The organism is Lonsdalea britannica, assembly GCF_003515985.1.
Taxonomy (GTDB): Bacteria; Pseudomonadota; Gammaproteobacteria; order Enterobacterales; family Enterobacteriaceae; genus Lonsdalea; species Lonsdalea britannica.
The window spans coordinates 2,264,401-2,283,533 of record NZ_CP023009.1; the positions used below are offsets into that span (position 1 = coordinate 2,264,401).

Below are 19,133 nucleotides of genomic sequence, written 5' to 3' on the forward strand. Positions count from 1 at the left end.
ATCAATACACCTCAATCAGACTATCGGGCAGGGCTTTTCCACATAAGATCATCGCCAGTGTTTCCAGTTCTGCCCAAATTGGCTGGCCGTAATTCTGCTTCAGGGTGATTTCAAGTCTGGCGAGCAGGGTGATGGCCTGCTGTAGCTGCTCCAACGACAGACGCTGCAACGCTTGCGTTATCAAAGGGCGGCGGTTTTGCCAGATCTTGAGTTGGTCGAACAGCGTACGCAGCGGGGTGGCGACCATCTGCCGTTTCAGCTGGAGCAGGAGCAATAGTTCACGCTGTACGGTTCGCAGCAGAATAACGGGCTCGCACTCTTCCAAACGCAGCTGGTGCAGGATGTGCCAGGCGCGTTTGCTTTTCCCCGCCAGTAGCGCATCGAGCCAATGAAACGGCGAAAAGTGCGCCGCATCGCTGACCGCCTGTTCAACGCGAGGCAGCGGCAGTTTACCGTCAGGGTAGAGCAGGGACAGGCGTTCCAGTGCCTGAGACAACGCCAGCAGGTTGCCTTCATAGCAGTAGCAAAGCAGCTGGCAGGCGGGATCGTCCAGTTCCAGCGTCATGCTTTTGGCGCGTTGCATGACCCAGCGCGGAAGCTGTTCCTGTTCTGGCGTCATGCAGGGCACATAGATGCTTTTCTGCGACAAGGCTTTAAACCAGGCGCTGTTCTCCTGGGCGCGGGTCAGCTTGGCGCCACGCAAAATCAGTAGGACATCCGGATGGAGTAATCCGGCGAGTTTCACCAGCTGTTCGCCAATCGGCGCGCCGGGACCGGCGTCTGGCAACGTCAGCGACAGTATTTGTCGTGATGAGAATAAGCTAAGCGCCTGACAGGCGCCGAAGATGGCGTCCCAGTCAGTCGAGTTATCCAGCGTAAACCGGAATTGTTCGTGAAAATCTTGCTGTTGAGCGGTACGACAAATGTGATCCTGACTTTCCTGCAGCAGCAGAGGATCGTTGCCGAACAGCAGATAACAACCGCGCAGCCCCTCTCGGAGTTGCGCGGCGAGTTGCTCAGGATAAATCCGGGTCATGAACGTGCGGGTACGGCAGGAGCAGGAGACGTCGTTTTTTTCTCCTTCTCCTGCTCGGCGTTTTTGCTTACCTTCACGGTCAGCAGGTTACGCACCAGCTGTTGGGCGGCCTGTACGCGCATTTCCTGGAGGATGATATCCTGCTCGGCATCTTTGGCGAGCGCCGTGAGCGGGTTATCAAAGAAGGTACGGAAGACTTTGACGTTTATCGGGTAGATATCGTCTCCCGGCATAAGCACCTGTGCTTTCAGTTCCAGGACAAACTGATACTCGGCGGCTTTACCATCCTGGAAAACAGACGCGGTGCTGCGCGTTTGCGACGTCCCCAGCACGCGCAGAGACGGAATGTCCTGGCGTTTGGAGTTCTCAACGATGTTCACATTGTTGAGACGAAGCTGTTCGCGCACCGCGCGCGTCATAGGCCCATACGGGTCTGAGCTATCCAGAATCAGATTTTGCAACTGATGCGGCACCTGAGTCGTGCCGCGCAGATGAAAACCGCAACCAGCGGTAATAAGTACCGCCAGTCCCAGCAACAACGTCAAAAGTGGGTGTCGCACAAGTTCCTCCTCGCCTTAACCCACAACCAGGTTAAGCAGTTTTCCAGGGACGTAAATCACTTTCCGCACGGTCACGCCATCAAGATATTTGGCGACCAGCGGTTCTTGCGCAGCGCGTTCACGAACTTGCTGCTCGTTGGCGTCAGCCGCAACGGTAATTTTTCCGCGGACTTTGCCGTTGACCTGAATGACGACCAGCTTCGAGTCTTCAACCATAGCCTGTTCATCCGCCACCGGCCACGGTGCGTTATCGATGTCGCTTTCGCCGTGCAGCTCTTGCCACAGTGTGAAGCAGACATGCGGGGTGAACGGATACAGCATACGGACGACGGCCAGCAGCGTTTCCTGAGTCAGGGCGCGATCCTGGTCACTGTCCTGAGAAGCCTTCGCCAGCTTGTTCATCAGTTCCATGATAGCGGCAATGGCGGTATTGAACGTCTGACGACGGCCAATATCGTCGGTAACCTTGGCGATGGTTTTGTGCAGATCGCGACGCAGGGACTTCTGATCGTCCGTCAGTTTCGCGACGTCGAGCGGCTGTACTGCTCCTTTGGCGGTATGATCCAGCACTTGTTTCCATACGCGTTTCAGGAAGCGGTTAGCGCCTTCAACGCCGGATTCCTGCCACTCCAACGTCATTTCTGCCGGGGAAGCGAACATCATAAACAGACGTACGGTATCCGCACCGTATTTTTCCACCATGATCTGCGGGTCGATGCCGTTGTTTTTCGACTTCGACATTTTGCTCATGCCGGCATAAATTACTTCGCGGCCTTCGGCGTCGAACGCTTTCACGATACGGCCTTTCTCATCGCGCTCAACGGTTACGTCAGCCGGGGAAATCCACACGCGTTCGCCGTTTTCGCCGACGTAGTAGAAGGCATCCGCCAGCACCATTCCCTGACACAGCAGGCGTTTCGCCGGTTCGTCTGAGTTGACCAGGCCCGCGTCGCGCAGCAGTTTATGGAAGAAGCGGAAGTACATCAGGTGCATGATGGCGTGTTCGATACCGCCGACATACTGATCGACCGGCAGCCAGTAGTTGGCCGCGGCGGGATCCAGCATGCCTTCATCGTACTGCGGGCAGGTGTAGCGCGCGTAATACCAGGACGATTCCATGAAGGTGTCGAAGGTATCGGTTTCACGCAGCGCAGGCTGGCCGTTGACGGTGGTTTTTGCCCATTCCGGGTCGGCTTTGATCGGGCTGGTGATGCCGTCCATGACCACATCTTCAGGCAGTCTGACCGGCAGCTGATCTTCCGGCGTCGGGATGACCGTGCCATCTTCCAGCGTGACCATCGGGATTGGCGCGCCCCAGTAACGCTGGCGAGATACGCCCCAGTCGCGCAGGCGGTAGTTGACCTTGCGCTGACCCACGCCTTTCTCAACCAGTGTGTCGGCGATAGTGTTGAAAGCTTCTTCATAATCAAGACCGTCAAACTCGCCGGAATTCATCAGGCGGCCTTTTTCGGTCAGTGCCTGAGCGGACAAATCGACGTCCTGGCCTTCAGCAGCCTGAATGACCTGTTTGATTGGCAGGCCGTATTTGGTGGCGAACTCCCAGTCGCGCTGGTCGTGAGCCGGTACGGCCATCACTGCGCCGGTGCCGTATTCCATCAGCACAAAGTTTGCGATCCACACCGGGACTTTCTCGCCGCTCAGCGGGTGAATGGCGTACAGGCCGGTCGGCATGCCTTTTTTCTCCATCGTCGCCATGTCCGCTTCGGCGACTTTGGTATTACGGCACTCTTCGATGAAATCGTGCAGCGCAGGATTTTTTTCTGCGGCCAGCAGAGACAAAGGATGCCCTGCAGCGACGGCGACGTAGGTCACGCCCATGAAGGTATCGGGACGCGTCGTGTAGACCGTCATCTGGCGATCGCTGTCCGCGATGTCGAAGGTGATTTCAACGCCTTCAGAACGGCCGATCCAGTTACGCTGCATGGTTTTCACCTGCTCTGGCCAGCTTTCCAGCGTATCCAGATCGTTCAGCAGTTGGTCGGCGTAGTCAGTGATTTTGATGAACCACTGTGGAATTTCTTTGCGTTCTACCTTGCTGTCGCAGCGCCAGCAGCAGCCGTCGATGACCTGTTCGTTAGCCAGTACGGTTTGATCGTTCGGGCACCAGTTGACGGCGGACGTTTTCTTATAGACCAGGCCTTTTTCGTACAGCTTGGTGAAGAACCACTGTTCCCAACGGTAATAGTCTGGTTTGCAGGTGGCGATCTCGCGATCCCAGTCGTAGCCGAAGCCCAGCAGTTTCAGCTGGTTCTTCATGTATTCGATGTTGTCGTAGGTCCAGGGCGCGGGAGCGGTTTTATTTTTAACCGCCGCGCCTTCCGCCGGCAGACCAAAGGCGTCCCAGCCGATAGGCTGTAGCACGTTTTTACCCAGCATGCGCTGATAGCGTGAGATGACATCGCCGATGGTGTAGTTACGGACGTGTCCCATATGGAGTCGGCCAGAAGGGTAAGGCAGCATGGAAAGGCAATAGTATTTTTCCTTGCTGGAGTCTTCGGTCACTTTGAAGGTTTGTTTTTCTTGCCAGTGAAGCTGGACTTGCGCTTCTATTTCATCTGGGCGGTATTGCTCGTGCATGGCTGCCAGTGGTCCTTTGGGTAGTGATAATGGCTACGTTTGTAGCCCATTGTGCATACTAAAAGATCCGCATAGCATAGCTGATAAGCGTCTTGGGCAACAACACCTTGAGGCCGTCCGGGGCGGATTTCTGCCGAGGCCGTTCATCAGCGACGGCCCGTTCGCGCTTCTGATGGCGGCGAAAAAGTGGGGGAAGCGCAGAGTGCGACGCGGCCGGCGGTTCGATCAGGAAAATCATCTACACTGAAACCACCTTGTGTGCTGATATCGCCAGGGGGCCGCCCTGCGGCAAAAAGGGTGGCGCATGCCTCATTCCACCCGGTTTGTTGAGGAGTCGCAATGAATAAAGTCAGCCGTTACTACCAGACGTTAATGTCGGATATCACCGCGCGTTTACATGGCGGAGAGCGTGATATGGCAAAGCTTATCGATCATGCGCGCCATCGTATTGCGGACGATAATGCCGTGACGCAGCAGGAAGGGGCACAAATTCTGCAGGCCATACGGCGTGATCTCGCCGAGTTCGGACGTAGCTATGAGGAGAGCCGGGACGAATCCACCGACAGCGTGTTTATGCGTGTCATTAAGGAGAGTCTGTGGCAGGAGCTGGCGGACATCACGGATAAAACGCAGCTGGAGTGGCGGGAGCTGTTTCAGGACGTCAACCATCACGGCGTCTATCATAGCGGCGAGGTGGTCGGGTTGGGCAATCTGGTGTGTGAAAACTGCCATTATCACCTCACTTTTTATACCCCAGAGGTGTTGCCGCGTTGCCCGAAATGTTCGCACGATCAGTTCCATCGGCAGCCTTTTCAGCCTTGACGGGAAATACCGCGCTGGCAGCTTCCCCAATGTTCGCTTCGCCTGGCCGATGTTGAGAAAGGTATAAAAAAATCCCGGCATCGGCTGCCGGGATTTTTTTTGATTATATTGGCCAACACAACGCGTTAATGCGTCGTGCTTCTCTCGCGCATCAGTGCAGGATTTTCGCCAGGAAGTCTTTAGCTCGCTCGGATTTGGGGTTGGTGAAGAAGTCTTCTTTGCGGGTGTCTTCCACAATCTTGCCCTCGTCCATAAAGATGACCCGGTGCGCCACTTTGCGGGCGAAGCCCATTTCATGGGTCACTACCATCATGGTCATCCCTTCTTGCGCCAGTTCAACCATCACGTCCAGCACTTCATTGATCATTTCCGGATCAAGTGCGGAAGTCGGTTCGTCGAACAGCATCGCGATGGGGTCCATGCATAGCGCACGGGCGATGGCGACACGCTGCTGCTGGCCGCCGGAGAGCTGTCCCGGATATTTGTCCGCGTGGGCGGACAGACCGACACGATCCAGCAGTTTCTTGGCCTTTTCACGTGCCGGTTCGCGCTGACGCTTGAGGACTTTGACCTGCGCCAGGGTGAGGTTGTCGATGATCGACAGATGCGGGAACAGCTCAAAGTGCTGGAATACCATGCCGACTTTAGAACGCAGCTGGGCCAAATTCGTCCGTTTGTCGTTGACGGCAATGCCATTAACTTCAATCAGGCCTTCCTGGATGGGTTCAAGTCCATTAACGGTTTTGATTAGGGTCGATTTGCCGGAACCGGAAGGTCCGCAAACGACGACTACCTCACCTTTTTTAACTTCTGTGGAGCAGTCGGTAAGTACCTGAAATTGACCGTACCACTTAGAAACATTTTTCAGGGAAATCATCAAACCGTCCTTTTCTTCAGATAATTAACCAGCATTGATGCGCAGATGCTGATAATAAAATAAACAAACCCGGCAAACAGGATCATCTCAACCTGCGTTCCGTCGCGTTCGCCGATGCTGGACGCGGTGCGGAAGAAATCAGCCAGGCTGAGCACGTACACCAACGAGGTGTCCTGAAACAGGACAATGCCCTGAGTCAGCAGCAGAGGAACCATTGCCCGGAAAGCCTGTGGCAGAATCACCAGTCTCATGGACTGCCAATGCGTCATGCCCAGCGCCAGCGCGGCGGAAGCCTGACCGCGTGCGATACTCTGAATCCCGGCGCGGATGATCTCAGAGTAGTAGGCCGCCTCAAACAGGGAGAAGGCTACCATAGCCGAAACTAACCGAATATCGGTTTTCGGCGACAGCCCAAGCACATTTTGTAGAAAGCTTGGCACAATCAGATAAAACCACAGCAGCACCATGACCAGCGGTACGGAACGAAACAAGTTGACGTACAGTTTGGCGAACCAGCTGATCGGTTTGAACGACGACAGCCGCATGACGGCGAGAAGGGTTCCCCAGAGAATACCGAAAATGACGGCAATCACCGTAATTTTAATCGTCACGCCAAGGCCTTGCAGCAGGTAAGGCATGCTGGGAGCGATGGAGCTCCAGTCAAATTCATACATGGTTATTTGCTCCCCATATTGCCCGGCAAACGGGTTTTTCTTTCAACGACCTGCATCAGCAGCATGATGATGGCGTTGATGGCGATATAGGCCAGCGTGATCGCTGTGAAAGACTCATAGGCGTGTGCGGAATAGTCGAGCAGTTTGCCCGCCTGTGCGGCCATGTCCACCAGACCGATCGTCGAGGCGATCGCGGAGTTCTTGACCAGGTTGAGCATTTCTGACGTCAAAGGCGGAACGATGACGCGATAGGCGTTGGGCAACAGCACATAGCGATAGGTCTGCGGCAGCGTCAGGCCAATCGCCAGACCGGCGGCTTTCTGCCCACGGGGCAGCGACTGGATCCCGGCGCGCACCTGTTCGCAGACGCGGGCGGCCGTGAACATGCCGAGGCAAATCATGGAGGACAGGAAGAACTGAATGTTCGGGTCCAGCTCCGCCTTGAACCACATGCCAATGTCAACCGGCAGCAGTTCGGGGACGACCAGATACCAGATAAAGAACTGTACGATGAGCGGGACGTTACGGAACAGCTCCACATAACAGGTCCCGATGCCTGAGATGAAACGGTTGGGCGCGGTGCGCAGAATCCCTAGCAGCGAACCCAGCAGGAATGCGATGATCCACGCGCACAGAGACAACGAAACGGTCACCTGTAGGCCGGAAATAATCCATCCGAGGTAAGTGGTATTACCGAATGGAGCGGATTGCAGGAAAATACCCCAATTCCAATCTGTTGACATAAAAAACTCCGGTAAAAAGGGCAGCCATCAAGGCTACCCGAAGACTTGTGAACGGTCTGGAGCTCAGGGCAGGGAGCGACTGACCTGAGCCCGCCAGCATGTTCGCAAATCCGCAATCAAAATGCCTGAACCTATTTTCTTGCGAGTCTTGCCGCTTAGAAGGCTTTGTCGTTAGGCGCTTTGAACAAGGCTTTCATGTCGTCAGACAGTTCGAAGTTCAGGTTCAGATTACGCGGCGGAATAGGCTGCTTGAACCAGGTATCGAACCATTTTTCGGCTTCGCCCGACGTTTGGATCTGGGCGATGGTTTCGTCGACCAGCGCTTTGAACTGCGGATCGTCTTTACGCATCATGCAGCCATAGGCTTCTTTGGACTGCGGCTGGCCAAGAATGACCCACTGGTTTTGATTTTTCGATTTGGCGCGCTCACCCGCCAGCAGCGCATCGTCCATCATGAAAGCAACCGCACGGCCGCTTTCCAGCGTACGGAAGGAGTCGCCGTGGTCTTTCGCGCTGATGATGCGCATCTTCATTTTCTTCTCGTCGTTCATCTTGTTCAGCAACACTTCAGAGGTCGTCCCTGAGGTCACCACGACGGTTTTTCCATTTAGATCAGAGAAATCTTTGATGCCGGAATCCACTTTAGTCATCAGACGGGTGCCGATGATGAAAATGGTGTTAGAGAAGTCGGCCTGTTTCTGACGTTCAAGGTTATTGGTGGTTGAACCACATTCCAGATCGTAGGTGCCGTTTTGCAGCAGAGGGATACGGTTCTGGGCGGTGATCGGCAGCAGTTTGACCTGAAGGTTAGGTGCCCCGATTTTCTTTTTCACCGCTTCGACGATCTTGTCTGAATAGGCTTCGGAATAGCCAACCACTTTCTGCTGGTTATCGTAATAGGAGAAAGGAACGGAAGATTCACGGTGTCCGATAACGATGACGCCGTTGTCTTTCACTTTCTTCAAGGTGCCGGTCAGCTCTTCCGCATGAGCCAGACTGCTTGCCGCTGTACCTGCCAGAAGTAGTGAAAGTGCCAGTTTACGCAATTGCATGTGCTAACTCCTTTGCTGTTGTGATGGCGCTAATCATTGAGTGGCGCTTTGCGGGTGCACCGCGAAGGCGCAAATAAACTGCAACATCGTTAAAAATAGCCAACTGTTAACAATCTGAGGCCGTTATGTATCTTTTTTGAGACTTAATCTGCACTAAATTGCAGCATTTAGTCGGCTTGGCACTGCTTTGGTGCTATCGATGCTCCGAATTCGTGCTGCGTGCGATCACACACTCTTAAAAGACGCCAGGTTGGCCGCGTCGCATAGGTTTTAGCAATTAATATGCCAGGAGTTAAAAAGGGCATGCTAAGCATGCCCTTTCTTATTCATGATGTGCGCTACCGGGTAAGATCAGCGGCGGCGGATACGAGGAGAGAAGATGGCGCAGAGGCCGAACAGCAGCGTCAGCGTCCATAACGGCCACGCGCCCCAACGTGCGTAAGGCGTCATGCCGGTGGCGGGGGTGACGGAGGTTTCCAGTACATCACGCGTGAATTGCGGCAGCGAGGCGCTGACGTCGCCTTCCGGCGTGACGACCGCCGTGATCCCATTGTTCGTGCTGCGCAGCAACGGTCGGCCCAGCTCCAGCGCACGCATCCGCGCCATCTGGAAGTGCTGCCACGGCCCGATGGAGTGGCCGAACCACGCATCGTTCGAGATGGTGAGCAGCATATCGGTATCTTCGCGGAAGTTGTCGCGCACCTGCTGACCCAGAATGATCTCGTAGCAAATAGTGGCCGTAAGCCGGTAGCCGCTCACGTCTAGCTGCGGTTGCACATAGTTGCCGCGACTGAATGACGACATCGGTAAATCAAACAGCGGCGCCAGCGGACGGAGTAGCGTTTCCAACGGCACAAACTCGCCAAACGGCACCAAATGATGCTTGTTGTAGCGGTTGAGCGTGGGGTAACGGTACGGCTGTTTGTCACCCAGCACGATGATGCTGTTGTAATAGTCCGCGTCGTTGCCGTTAGGTCGGACGTCGACAACACCGGTGATCAGGCTGCTGTGACGCTCAAGCAGCGCACGGTCGACCAGACGCAGATACTCTTGCTGGCGCGCTTCGACGTCGGGGATGGCCGACTCCGGCCAGATAATGATCGGCGCTTTACCCATCACGGGCAGACTGCTGTCCAGATAAATTTTTAGCGTATTCAGCAGCTCGTCGGGATCCCATTTCAGCGACTGGGGAATATTGCCTTGCACCAGCGCGACGTTGACCGCGCGATCAGGCTCCAGTTTGAACCAGGCAATGCCTCGTAATGGCCACGGCAGCAGTAGCATGGCCGCGGCGGCGAGCACGGGCAGCCAGCGGCGGGCCGTGACGGCAAACGTCAGTAACCCACTGATGATCATCAGCACAAACGTGATGGTGTCCACGCCGAGAATCGGCGCCAGCCCCTTTAAAGGGCCGTCGATTTGGCTATAGCCGAACTGAAGCCACGGAAAGCCGGTTAGCACCCAGCCGCGCAGGAACTCGGTCAGCTGCCAGAGCGCGGGCGCGGCGATAGCGACGCGCCACAGGTTCGTCTTGGGCCAAAAGCGGGCCAGGACGCCGGCAAACAGCATCGGGTACAGCGCCAGATAGAGCGCCAGCAGAATGACCAGACCCACGTTGATGGGGCCTGGCATACCGCCGAAATTGGCGATGCTGACATACACCCACTGTACGCCGCTGATAAACAGGCCGAAGCCCCATGCAAAGCCAACGGCAGCAGATTGACGAACGCTGCGGCCGAGCGTGAGCGCCTGCAGGCCGAACAGAGAAATAAGGGCGGCGGGCCAGAGATCGAAAGGCGAGAATGCCAGCGTGCCGCTGGCGCCGAATAAAAGCGCCAGCAGAAGACGACTCTGCTGGCGTTGTAATAGGGAAGCGACAGCCATTGCTGATTAGTTTTCCAATATAGGTTGCGGAGCGTAGTCAGGTATTCTGACATGCACCTGAATAATCCTGCGGCTGTCCGCCATCGCGACTTTGAACTGGTAACCGCCCAGTTCAATGGTTTCGCCCCGAGCCGGCAAGTGGCCGAACGCCTGCATGACCAATCCGCCGATGGTGTCGACTTCGTCATCGCTGAATTGGGTGGAGAACGACTCGTTAAAGTCTTCAATCGGCGTTAACGCGCGGACGGTATAGGTCTGGCGAGTCAGATGGCGGATGTCGCGATCTTCCTCGTCATCGTATTCGTCTTCGATCTCCCCGACGATCAGCTCCAGAATATCTTCAATGGTGACCAGTCCGGACACCCCGCCGAATTCATCAATGACGATAGCCATGTGATAGCGCAGCGAGCGGAATTCATTGAGCATGCGGTCGACGCGTTTGCTTTCCGGGACGACGACCGCAGGGCGCAGGACTTTGTCCATGCTGAATGGTTCGGAATCGCTGCGCATGAACGGCAGCAGATCCTTGGCCATCAGAATCCCTTCGATGTGGTCTTTATCTTCGCTGATGACCGGGAAGCGGGAGTGGGCGGACTCGATAATCACGTCCAGGCACTCTTCAAGCGTTTGGTTGTGCTTCAGGGTAATCATCTGCGAACGCGGGATCATGATGTCCCGTACTCGCTGTTCAGCGATATCCATTACCCCTTCCAGCATATCGCGGGTTTCCGGGTCGATGAGATCGTTTTGTTCCGAATCACGAATCAGCGTGAGCAGGTCGTTACGATCTTTGGGTTCACCGTGAAAAAGCTGGTTGAGAATAAGAGAAAAGAAGCCCTTTTTGGGGCTGGGGTTATCGCTGTTGGAAGAATGGTCGTCGCTCATGGCGTATCTGTTAACGTCTCTCAGGTTAGGAAAAGATAACCAGCGGGGTAAGTCGTGCGATGCCGCCGCTGGCGTACAGCTGTGTAAGATACCGAATTTAACGCAACTCGGTAACCGTTTATTTTTCTGCCAGGTAAGGATCCGCGAATCCCATGCCCTGCATGATCTCGGTTTCCAGCGATTCCATTTCTTCGGCCTCGCTGTCTTCGATGTGATCGTACCCCAGCAGATGCAGGCAGCCGTGCACCACCATGTGCGCCCAGTGCTCTTCCTGCGTTTTTTCCTGCTCGGCGGCTTCTTGTTCAACTACCTGACGGCAGATGATCAGATCGCCCAGCAGCGGCAGTTCAACTTCCGGCGGCGCTTCGAACGGGAAAGACAGCACGTTGGTGGGCTTGTCTTTCCCGCGGTAGGTGTGGTTCAGCTCATGGCTTTCCGCCTCATCGACGATGCGGATCGTCACTTCCGACTCGGCCTGAAACTGAGGCAGCACCGCATCCAGCCAGCGCTGAAAATGCGCTTCTGAAGGCAGGCCGTCGCTGTTTTCACAGGCAATTTGCAGATCGAGAATTACCTGACTCATTTCTGCTCCTGCCCGGCGGCTTGCAGCGCTTCGTGTTTACGCTGTTCGGCCAGCGCGTCTTTTCGCTTTTGCTCCGCCGTTTCCCAGGCTTCATAGGCATTGACGATACGAGCGACCACCGGGTGGCGCACCACGTCTTCACTGTGGAAGAAGTTGAAACTGATTTCTTCGACGTCGGACAACACTTCAATCGCGTGCCGCAACCCGGATTTCTGGTTGCGCGGCAGATCGATCTGCGTCACGTCGCCGGTAATCACGGCTTTCGAATTGAAGCCGATACGCGTCAGGAACATCTTCATCTGTTCGATCGTGGTGTTCTGACTTTCATCCAGAATGATGAAGGCGTCGTTGAGCGTACGGCCGCGCATATAAGCGAGCGGGGCGACTTCAATCACATTGCGTTCAATCAGCTTCTCGACTTTTTCGAAGCCCAGCATTTCGAACAGCGCGTCATACAGCGGGCGCAGATACGGGTCCACTTTCTGGCTCAGGTCACCCGGCAAAAAGCCCAGTTTTTCACCGGCCTCCACCGCCGGACGGGTCAGCAGAATGCGGCGAATTTCCTGACGCTCCAGCGCATCGACGGCGGCGGCGACCGCCAGATAGGTTTTCCCGGTCCCGGCCGGGCCCACGCCAAACGAGATGTCGTGGTCAAGAATATGGGCGACGTACTGCGCCTGATTCGGCGTACGCGGTTTAATGACGCCGCGTTTGGTGCGAATGTTCACCGCTTTGCCGAATTCTGGCACGCTGTCGGCGGATTGCTCCAAGACGCCGGACTCTTTGATCGCCAGATGAATCTGTTCCGGGTCGATATCCTGGCTAGTGCCTTTCATCGGCGCGGTATCAACGTACAGGTGCAGCAGGATATCGGCTGCTGCCTTGACGCACAGTTCGGTTCCGACCAGTTTGAATTGATTGTCGCGTCGGTTGATTTCAATGCCCAGGCGGCGTTCCAACTGTTTGATATTGTCGTCGAACGGGCCGCACAGGCTGAGTAAACGTTTATTGTCCGCGGGTTCGAGGGTGATCTCTTTGGTCGTTACGTTCAAATTATTCCTCTTGGTATTTAACCGGAAAATGGACGGATTGAGACTGGAGTCCCGTCGGCTGGCGATCGCCAGCTATGCATGAATAACCATGATTATTTATCGCTAACCCGAAAAGGCGCAAGTCGCACTACCGATATTGGGGGCAGTTTCATAAAAACAAGGCAGGAGCATCGGGATGGGAACACGGGCAGCCAACGCTGCCCGGCGATAGCGGGATTATCAGGGTTGATAAAGACCCACGCCAATCTCATTTTCTTTACGGGTGCGGGCGATAACCGCCGCCGGCGATTCAATCACGCGCAGTCCCATCTGCTCTTCGGTGCGGACCAGCACGCCGCGCAGCGAGTTCGGGTAAACGTCGACGATTTCCACGTCGACAAACTTGCCGATCATTTTCGGAGTCCCTTCGAAGTTCACGACGCGGTTATTCTCGGTACGCCCGGATAGCTCCATGACGCTTTTACGCGATGTGCCTTCAACCAGCACGCGCTGCACGGTGCCCATCATCTGACGGCTGAAACGCATGGCCTGCTGGGTGATACGTTCCTGCAGAAGATACAGACGCTGTTTTTTCTCGTCTTCGCTAACGTCGTCCACCATATCGGCCGCCGGGGTGCCGGGACGCGGTGAATAGATGAAGCTGAAGCTCATGTCGAAATTGACGTCGGCAATGAGTTTCATGGTCTGCTCAAAGTCGTCATTCGTCTCACCGGGGAAGCCGACGATAAAGTCGGAGCTGATCTGAATGCCCGGGCGTGCTTTATGCAGTTTGCGAATAATCGCCTTGTATTCCAGCGCGGTATGACGACGCTTCATCATGGTCAGTACCCGGTCTGAGCCGCTTTGTACCGGCAGATGCAGGAAGCTGACCAGTTCCGGCGTATCTTCATAGACGCTAATGATATCGTCGGTGAATTCGATCGGATAGCTGGTAGTGAAGCGGATGCGGTCGATGCCGTCGATGGCGGCGACCAAACGAATCAGCTCCGCGAAGCTACAGATGTTGCCGTCATAGGTTTCGCCGCGGTAGGCGTTAACGTTCTGACCCAGCAGGTTGACTTCGCGCACGCCCTGTTCGGCCAGCTGCGCGATTTCAAACAGCACATCGTCGCAGGGACGGCTGACTTCTTCGCCGCGGGTATAAGGCACGACGCAGTATGTACAATATTTATTACAGCCTTCCATGATGGAGACGAAGGCGGTCGGGCCTTCCGCCCGCGGTTCCGGCAGACGGTCGAATTTCTCGATTTCGGGGAAGCTCACGTCAATAATTGGGCTGCGCGTACCGCTCACGTGGTTAATCATTTCCGGCAGGCGGTGCAGTGTTTGCGGCCCGAAAATAACGTCCACGTAGTGGGCGCGTTCACGAATATGCGCGCCTTCCTGAGACGCCACGCAGCCACCGACGCCAATAATCAGGTTCGGATTGCTGTCTTTCAGCGCTTTCCAGCGGCCGAGCTGATGAAAGACTTTTTCCTGCGCCTTTTCACGGATCGAACAGGTGTTCAGCAGCAGAATGTCCGCCTCTTCTGCGATTTCGGTCAGCTCATAACCGTGAGTGCTTTCCAGTAAGCCGGCTATCTTGGATGAATCGTATTCATTCATCTGACAGCCCCAGGTTTTTATATGCAGTTTTTTTGTCATCGTCATCGACTTGCCATTACTCAGTTCGGGTGAACACGCTTTACCTTGATGCGGCGCGTATTGTAATCGTTTGGCACCGCTGTGACCAGCATGCGCCCATCTTCGCTTTTCTGATAAAAACGGCCGAAATCCAGTAAACTGTGCTTAATTCTCTTCCTGTTATGCACGGGACTTTCTCTAGAAATAGTGGGGCACGTATGCACTTTGACGCAGTCATCGTCGGCGGGGGCATGGTGGGCGCCGCCGCCGCATTAGGATTGGCGCAGAATGGTTTTCAGGTAGCGCTGGTGGAGCAAGAGGCGCCATCGGCGTTCGATGCAGAAAGTCCGCCGGATTTGCGTTTATCGGCGATTGGCTATGCTTCAGTGGCGATACTACGCCAGTTAGGGGCATGGGCGAACGTGGAACAGATGCGCAGCGCCCCGTATCGTCGCTTGGAAACCTGGGAGTGGGACAGCGCCCGTGTCGCATTCGACGCCAGCGAACTGAGCTTGCCGGAATTGGGTTACATGGTCGAAAACCGGGTGCTGCAACGGGCGCTCTGGCAGTCGTTGGAAAACACGCAAGGAGTGACGTTTCTATGCCCGCGGCATCTCAAACAGTTGGATTACGACGCGCCAGTCTGGCGGGTGACGCTGGATGATGACTCCGTCATTGAAACAACACTGGTGGTGGGCGCGGATGGCGCGCAGTCTCGGGTTCGGCAGTGGGCAGGGATTGGCGTCAGCGGTTGGCAGTATCGCCAGTCTTGCATGTTGATTAGCGTTCGCACGGAGGGGCCACAACAGGATGTCACCTGGCAGCAGTTTACGCCGGAGGGGCCGCGAGCCTTCTTGCCCTTGTTCGACCAGTGGGGATCGCTGGTGTGGTACGACAGTCCGCAACGTATTCGCCAGTTGCAAAGTCTGCCGATGACGCAATTGGATGACGCTATCGCCGAGACCTTCCCAGCGCGTATTGGGCGTGTGAATGCTGTGGCGGCGGGCGCATTCCCGCTGATTCGTCGGCATGCCCAGCGCTATGTCTTGCCGGGATTGGTGCTGCTGGGGGATGCGGCGCATACCATTAACCCGCTGGCGGGGCAGGGCGTGAACCTGGGCTATCGTGATGTCGAAGCCTTGCTGGAGATAGTAACTCAGGCGCGCGATCGAGGGGAGTGCTGGCATGAAGAATCCGTCCTGTTACGCTATCAACAGCGACGCAGGACAGACAATCTGCTGATGCAAAGCGGGATGGATTTATTCTACGGGGCGTTCAGCAACCGGCTGGCGCCATTGACGTTGGCAAGGAATGTGGCGCTGATGGCGGCTCAGCGGGCGGGTAAGCTTAAACTTCGTGCGATGAAATACGCGCTGGGGCTTTAGTCCGGGCGGCCCGTCGAGGCCGCGTTTAAGTTCGCCGGGGTAGAGTGTGGCACGCTGTACGCGTTTTCCAACAACCATCTATGTGAAGAGAATGATGATATATCTCTATTTGAGTTTGGCGATTGTCTCCGAAGTGATTGCGACGACGGCGCTCAAGCTATCTGACAGTTTTACGCGTTTAGTCCCGAGCGTGGTGACCGTGGTGTTCTATGTGGTGGCTTTTTACTGCCTGACGATCACGATGCGCACGCTACCGACAGGTATCATCTATGCCATCTGGTCAGGGGCGGGGATTGTATTGATTGCTGCCGTGAGCTGGGCTATCTATGGTCAACGTCTGGATTTTCCGGCTGTACTGGGCATGGGGCTGATTATTGCTGGCGTCGTCGTGATCAACGTCTTCTCCAAATCAGTGGCGCATTAATAGAAAGATAGAGAGAAGGGATGAGCGTTGACGTGCCTCGGGCCGGTGTGTGCATTATAGAAAGGTGAAAACGGCTTGTGGGTCAGAGGAGGGAGTGCGTCAATGCGAGTCTGGATCGCAAGCAACAAAAAAGCCTGCATAAGCAGGCTTTTTTGTATTCGTGGCTGGGGTACCAGGATTCGAACCTGGGATGCCGGAATCAGAATCCGGTGCCTTACCGCTTGGCGATACCCCAATAATGTGGTGGCTACGACGGGATTCGAACCTGTGACCCCAGCATTATGAGTGCTGTGCTCTAACCAGCTGAGCTACGTAGCCTTGGTACTGCTATTTGCCAGAAGAAAGTTTCTACATGGCGAATGTTTGGCTGGGGTACCAGGATTCGAACCTGGGATGCCGGAATCAGAATCCGGTGCCTTACCGCTTGGCGATACCCCAACGGGTTGCACTTCTCACGAAGTGTCTCACTAAAATTGGCTGGGGTACCAGGATTCGAACCTGGGAATGCTGGGATCAAAACCCAGTGCCTTACCGCTTGGCGATACCCCAATAAAACTGTGCTTGGCCTTGAAGATTACATGGTGCGGGAGGCGAGACTTGAACTCGCACACCTTGCGGCGCCAGAACCTAAATCTGGTGCGTCTACCAATTTCGCCACTCCCGCAAAAAAGATGGTGGCTACGACGGGAATCGAACCTGTGACCCCAGCATTATGAGTGCTGTGCTCTAACCAGCTGAGCTACGTAGCCATCTTTTCCGCGTCACCTTCATCGGCGTTGCGGGGCGCATTATGCGTAGTTGACTTTGAACCGTCAACACATTTTTTCCCGAAAATGGCCTGTCGGCGGCCGTTTGTCTGGCTTATGAACAGTATGAACAGAAAAGCGTCAAAAGGCCGTTTTTTTTGCCATCATCGATAAGGAAAACGGGCCTCTGGAGGCCCGTTTAGGGTGAGAACCGCGAAATCGACGGTTAGTACGCTGACTGGTGAACGCCTACGGCGCGCCCAGACGGATCGTCCATTTTCTTAAAGGATTCGTCCCATTCAATCGCTTTGGCGGAAGAGCAAGCGACAGACGGACCACCAGGAACACATTCGGCGGCGCTGGGAACCGGGAACAGCTCTTCAAAGATCTCGCGGTACAGATAGCCTTCTTTAGACGTCGGCGTGTTGTACGGGAAACGGAAGTGCGCGGTTTCCATCTGCTGGTCGGAAATTTGCTCCGCCGCGATCTCTTTCAGAGAATCAATCCAGCTGTAGCCGACCCCGTCGGAGAACTGCTCTTTCTGACGCCATGCCACGTCGTGCGGCAGGTAAGACTCGAAGCACTCACGCAAGATGTGTTTTTCCATTTTGCCGTTGCCGCACATCTTATCTTTCGGGTTAACGCGCATCGCCACGTCGAGGAACGCCTTATCCAGGAAAGGAACGCGAGCCTCAACGCCCCATGCAGACATCGCTTTGTTCGCGCGGGCGCAGTCGTATTGATGCAGCGCCAGCAGTTTACGCACGGTTTCTTCATGGAACTCTTTAGCGTTCGGCGCTTTATGGAAGTAAAGGTAGCCGCCAAAGACTTCGTCGGCGCCTTCGCCGGACAGCACCATTTTGATGCCCATCGCTTTAATTTTACGGGACATCAGATACATCGGCGTGGAAGCACGGATCGTCGTGACGTCGTAGGTTTCAATGTGATAAATCACATCGCGGATAGCATCCAGACCTTCCTGCACCGTAAAGTTGATTTCGTGGTGCACGGTGCCCAGATGATCTGCCACCTGCTTAGCCGCTTTCAAATCAGGCGCGCCTTTCAGACCGACGGCGAAAGAGTGCAACTGCGGCCACCAGGCTTCGCTGCGCGCATCGTCTTCCACACGGCGAGCCGCATATTTTTTGGTGATGGCGGAGATGATAGAAGAATCCAGCCCGCCGGACAGCAGCACGCCGTAAGGCACGTCGGACATCAGATGGCTCTTGACGGACTCTTCCAGCGCGTCGCGCAGCTGCTCTTTATCCGTGACGTTGTCTTTGACGTTTTCGTAGTCAAACCAGTCGCGACGGTAGTATTCGCGAATTTCCCCCTCCTGGCTCCACAGGTAGCTGCCCGCCGGGAATTCTTTAATCGTGCGGCATACCGGCACCAGCGATTTCATTTCGGACGCGACATAGAAGTTGCCGTGTTCGTCGTAACCCATATACAGCGGAATAATGCCCAGATGGTCGCGACCAATCAGGTAGGCGTCTTTTTCGCTGTCGTACAGGGCGAAGGCGAACATGCCGTACAGCTCATCAAGGAATTCCGGACCTTTTTCCTGATACAGGGCCAGAATGACTTCGCAGTCGGAACCCGTCTGGAATTCGTAACGGTCAGCGTACTTCTCACGCAGTTCCTGATGGTTGTAAATTTCGCCGTTGACGGCCAAAACGTGGGTGCGTGATTTGTTGTACAACGGCTGAGCGCCGGTGTTGACGTCGACGATAGAAAGACGCTCGTGAGCCAGAATCGCTTTATCGCTGGCATAGACGCCGGACCAATCCGGGCCGCGGTGGCGCATCAGGCGGGACAGCTCCAGCGCTTTTTTACGCAATTCAACCGGGTCGGTTTTCAGATCAAGCACACCAAAAATAGAACACATAAGATGAAGCTCCTTGATTCGCCGATCTCGCGAGTGTTCGCGAGTCAAATAAATGAGGTGTTGCCAGCAGTGGATGGAGCGATGTTGCTATGCCGAATGAACGCGCTGTGTGTACCGCTGCTGTTTCAGTAACGATGATTTAGCATCAAAATGGCACTTGAGTTCAATAACCTTTAATGAAAAAAGCATTATCGATGAGGAATGTTTAATATATCGCGCGAAATAATAAACATTCCATAAAATGACTTTGTGGGACGCGCCTTTTTTTGGTGATTCCATAATTTGGTCTTATGGCCCCAGA

The 19,133-nt window shown here is 55.1% G+C and carries 16 protein-coding genes and 6 tRNA genes; 3 read left to right on the forward strand and 19 right to left on the reverse strand.

Annotated features, from left to right (window positions below):
• Position 1: 1 nt before the first annotated feature.
• From holA to leuS, 3 genes are read right to left on the reverse strand one after another with little or no spacing between them, the layout of a single operon-like run.
• Positions 2 to 1,036 carry a DNA polymerase III subunit delta gene (holA, locus tag CKQ53_RS10375; RefSeq protein WP_085652130.1) on the reverse strand — a complete coding sequence of 345 codons (1,035 nt, stop codon included), beginning with the start codon at positions 1,034 to 1,036 and terminating at the stop codon, positions 2 to 4.
• The gene (lptE, locus tag CKQ53_RS10380) at positions 1,033 to 1,596 is read right to left on the reverse strand and encodes an LPS assembly lipoprotein LptE (protein ID WP_085652131.1); all 564 of its coding nucleotides are present in this window, start codon (positions 1,594 to 1,596) and stop codon (positions 1,033 to 1,035) included. Before lptE ends, holA begins: the two co-directional genes overlap by 4 nt.
• Before the next feature lie 15 nt (positions 1,597 to 1,611).
• The gene (gene leuS, locus CKQ53_RS10385; RefSeq protein WP_085652132.1) at positions 1,612 to 4,194 is read right to left on the reverse strand and encodes a leucine--tRNA ligase; all 2,583 of its coding nucleotides are present in this window, start codon (positions 4,192 to 4,194) and stop codon (positions 1,612 to 1,614) included.
• A gap of 339 nt (positions 4,195 to 4,533) precedes the next feature.
• Between leuS and CKQ53_RS10395 the strand changes: the two genes are divergently transcribed.
• Positions 4,534 to 5,016 carry a zinc ribbon-containing protein gene (locus tag CKQ53_RS10395; RefSeq protein ID WP_085652134.1) on the forward strand — a complete coding sequence of 161 codons (483 nt, stop codon included), beginning with the start codon at positions 4,534 to 4,536 and terminating at the stop codon, positions 5,014 to 5,016.
• A 151-nt stretch (positions 5,017 to 5,167) separates the two neighbouring features.
• On the opposite strand, the gene CKQ53_RS10400 is transcribed toward CKQ53_RS10395, so the two are convergent.
• The 9 genes from CKQ53_RS10400 to miaB all read right to left on the reverse strand — a co-directional run bounded on the left by CKQ53_RS10400 (position 5,168) and on the right by miaB (position 14,410).
• On the reverse strand, positions 5,168 to 5,893 hold the full coding sequence (locus tag CKQ53_RS10400; RefSeq protein ID WP_085652135.1) for an amino acid ABC transporter ATP-binding protein: 726 nt from the start codon (positions 5,891 to 5,893) through the stop codon (positions 5,168 to 5,170).
• Entirely contained in the window at positions 5,893 to 6,567 is a 675-nt protein-coding gene (gltK, locus tag CKQ53_RS10405; RefSeq protein WP_085652136.1) for a glutamate/aspartate ABC transporter permease GltK, read from the reverse strand. Before gltK ends, CKQ53_RS10400 begins: the two co-directional genes overlap by 1 nt.
• A gap of 2 nt (positions 6,568 to 6,569) precedes the next feature.
• Positions 6,570 to 7,310 carry an amino acid ABC transporter permease gene (locus CKQ53_RS10410; RefSeq protein ID WP_085652137.1) on the reverse strand — a complete coding sequence of 247 codons (741 nt, stop codon included), beginning with the start codon at positions 7,308 to 7,310 and terminating at the stop codon, positions 6,570 to 6,572.
• Between the two features lie 155 nt (positions 7,311 to 7,465).
• Positions 7,466 to 8,362 carry a glutamate/aspartate ABC transporter substrate-binding protein gene (locus CKQ53_RS10415; protein WP_085652138.1) on the reverse strand — a complete coding sequence of 299 codons (897 nt, stop codon included), beginning with the start codon at positions 8,360 to 8,362 and terminating at the stop codon, positions 7,466 to 7,468.
• Positions 8,363 to 8,713: 351 nt separating this feature from the next.
• On the reverse strand, positions 8,714 to 10,246 hold the full coding sequence (gene lnt / locus CKQ53_RS10420; RefSeq protein WP_085652139.1) for an apolipoprotein N-acyltransferase: 1,533 nt from the start codon (positions 10,244 to 10,246) through the stop codon (positions 8,714 to 8,716).
• Positions 10,247 to 10,252: 6 nt separating this feature from the next.
• Positions 10,253 to 11,131, reverse strand: coding sequence for a CNNM family magnesium/cobalt transport protein CorC (corC, locus tag CKQ53_RS10425; RefSeq protein WP_085652140.1), 879 nt, complete (start codon positions 11,129 to 11,131; stop codon positions 10,253 to 10,255).
• Positions 11,132 to 11,249: 118 nt separating this feature from the next.
• Positions 11,250 to 11,714, reverse strand: a complete 465-nt coding sequence (gene ybeY, locus CKQ53_RS10430) for an rRNA maturation RNase YbeY (protein WP_094117657.1) — start codon at positions 11,712 to 11,714, stop codon at positions 11,250 to 11,252.
• A complete protein-coding gene (locus tag CKQ53_RS10435; protein ID WP_085652142.1) occupies positions 11,711 to 12,766 on the reverse strand; it encodes a PhoH family protein in 1,056 nt (351 codons plus the stop codon). The genes ybeY and CKQ53_RS10435 overlap by 4 nt, the downstream gene beginning before the upstream one ends.
• Positions 12,767 to 12,985: 219 nt before the next feature.
• Complete coding sequence (miaB, locus tag CKQ53_RS10440) at positions 12,986 to 14,410, reverse strand: tRNA (N6-isopentenyl adenosine(37)-C2)-methylthiotransferase MiaB (protein ID WP_094117735.1); 1,425 nt, start codon at positions 14,408 to 14,410, stop codon at positions 12,986 to 12,988.
• Between the two features lie 197 nt (positions 14,411 to 14,607).
• Between miaB and ubiF the strand changes: the two genes are divergently transcribed.
• Both ubiF and CKQ53_RS10450 read left to right on the forward strand, forming a co-directional pair.
• Positions 14,608 to 15,774: a 3-demethoxyubiquinol 3-hydroxylase gene (gene ubiF / locus CKQ53_RS10445; RefSeq protein WP_094117658.1), complete on the forward strand. Its 1,167-nt coding sequence runs from the start codon at positions 14,608 to 14,610 to the stop codon at positions 15,772 to 15,774.
• 91 nt (positions 15,775 to 15,865) lie between these two features.
• Positions 15,866 to 16,198 carry an SMR family transporter gene (locus CKQ53_RS10450; RefSeq protein ID WP_162896346.1) on the forward strand — a complete coding sequence of 111 codons (333 nt, stop codon included), beginning with the start codon at positions 15,866 to 15,868 and terminating at the stop codon, positions 16,196 to 16,198.
• A 161-nt stretch (positions 16,199 to 16,359) separates the two neighbouring features.
• Here CKQ53_RS10450 and CKQ53_RS10455 read toward each other — a convergent pair.
• From CKQ53_RS10455 to asnB, 7 genes are all read right to left on the reverse strand, one after another.
• Positions 16,360 to 16,433 (reverse strand) — tRNA-Gln (locus CKQ53_RS10455).
• Positions 16,434 to 16,439: 6 nt separating this feature from the next.
• Positions 16,440 to 16,516, reverse strand: a tRNA-Met gene (locus tag CKQ53_RS10460).
• 46 nt (positions 16,517 to 16,562) lie between these two features.
• Positions 16,563 to 16,636 (reverse strand) — tRNA-Gln (locus CKQ53_RS10465).
• A 36-nt stretch (positions 16,637 to 16,672) separates the two neighbouring features.
• A tRNA-Gln gene (locus tag CKQ53_RS10470) sits at positions 16,673 to 16,747 on the reverse strand.
• 30 nt (positions 16,748 to 16,777) lie between these two features.
• Positions 16,778 to 16,862, reverse strand: a tRNA-Leu gene (locus CKQ53_RS10475).
• Positions 16,863 to 16,870: 8 nt separating this feature from the next.
• Positions 16,871 to 16,947: transfer RNA gene (locus CKQ53_RS10480), tRNA-Met, on the reverse strand.
• Between the two features lie 223 nt (positions 16,948 to 17,170).
• Positions 17,171 to 18,832: an asparagine synthase B gene (asnB, locus tag CKQ53_RS10490; protein ID WP_094117659.1), complete on the reverse strand. Its 1,662-nt coding sequence runs from the start codon at positions 18,830 to 18,832 to the stop codon at positions 17,171 to 17,173.
• Positions 18,833 to 19,133: the final 301 nt, after the last annotated feature.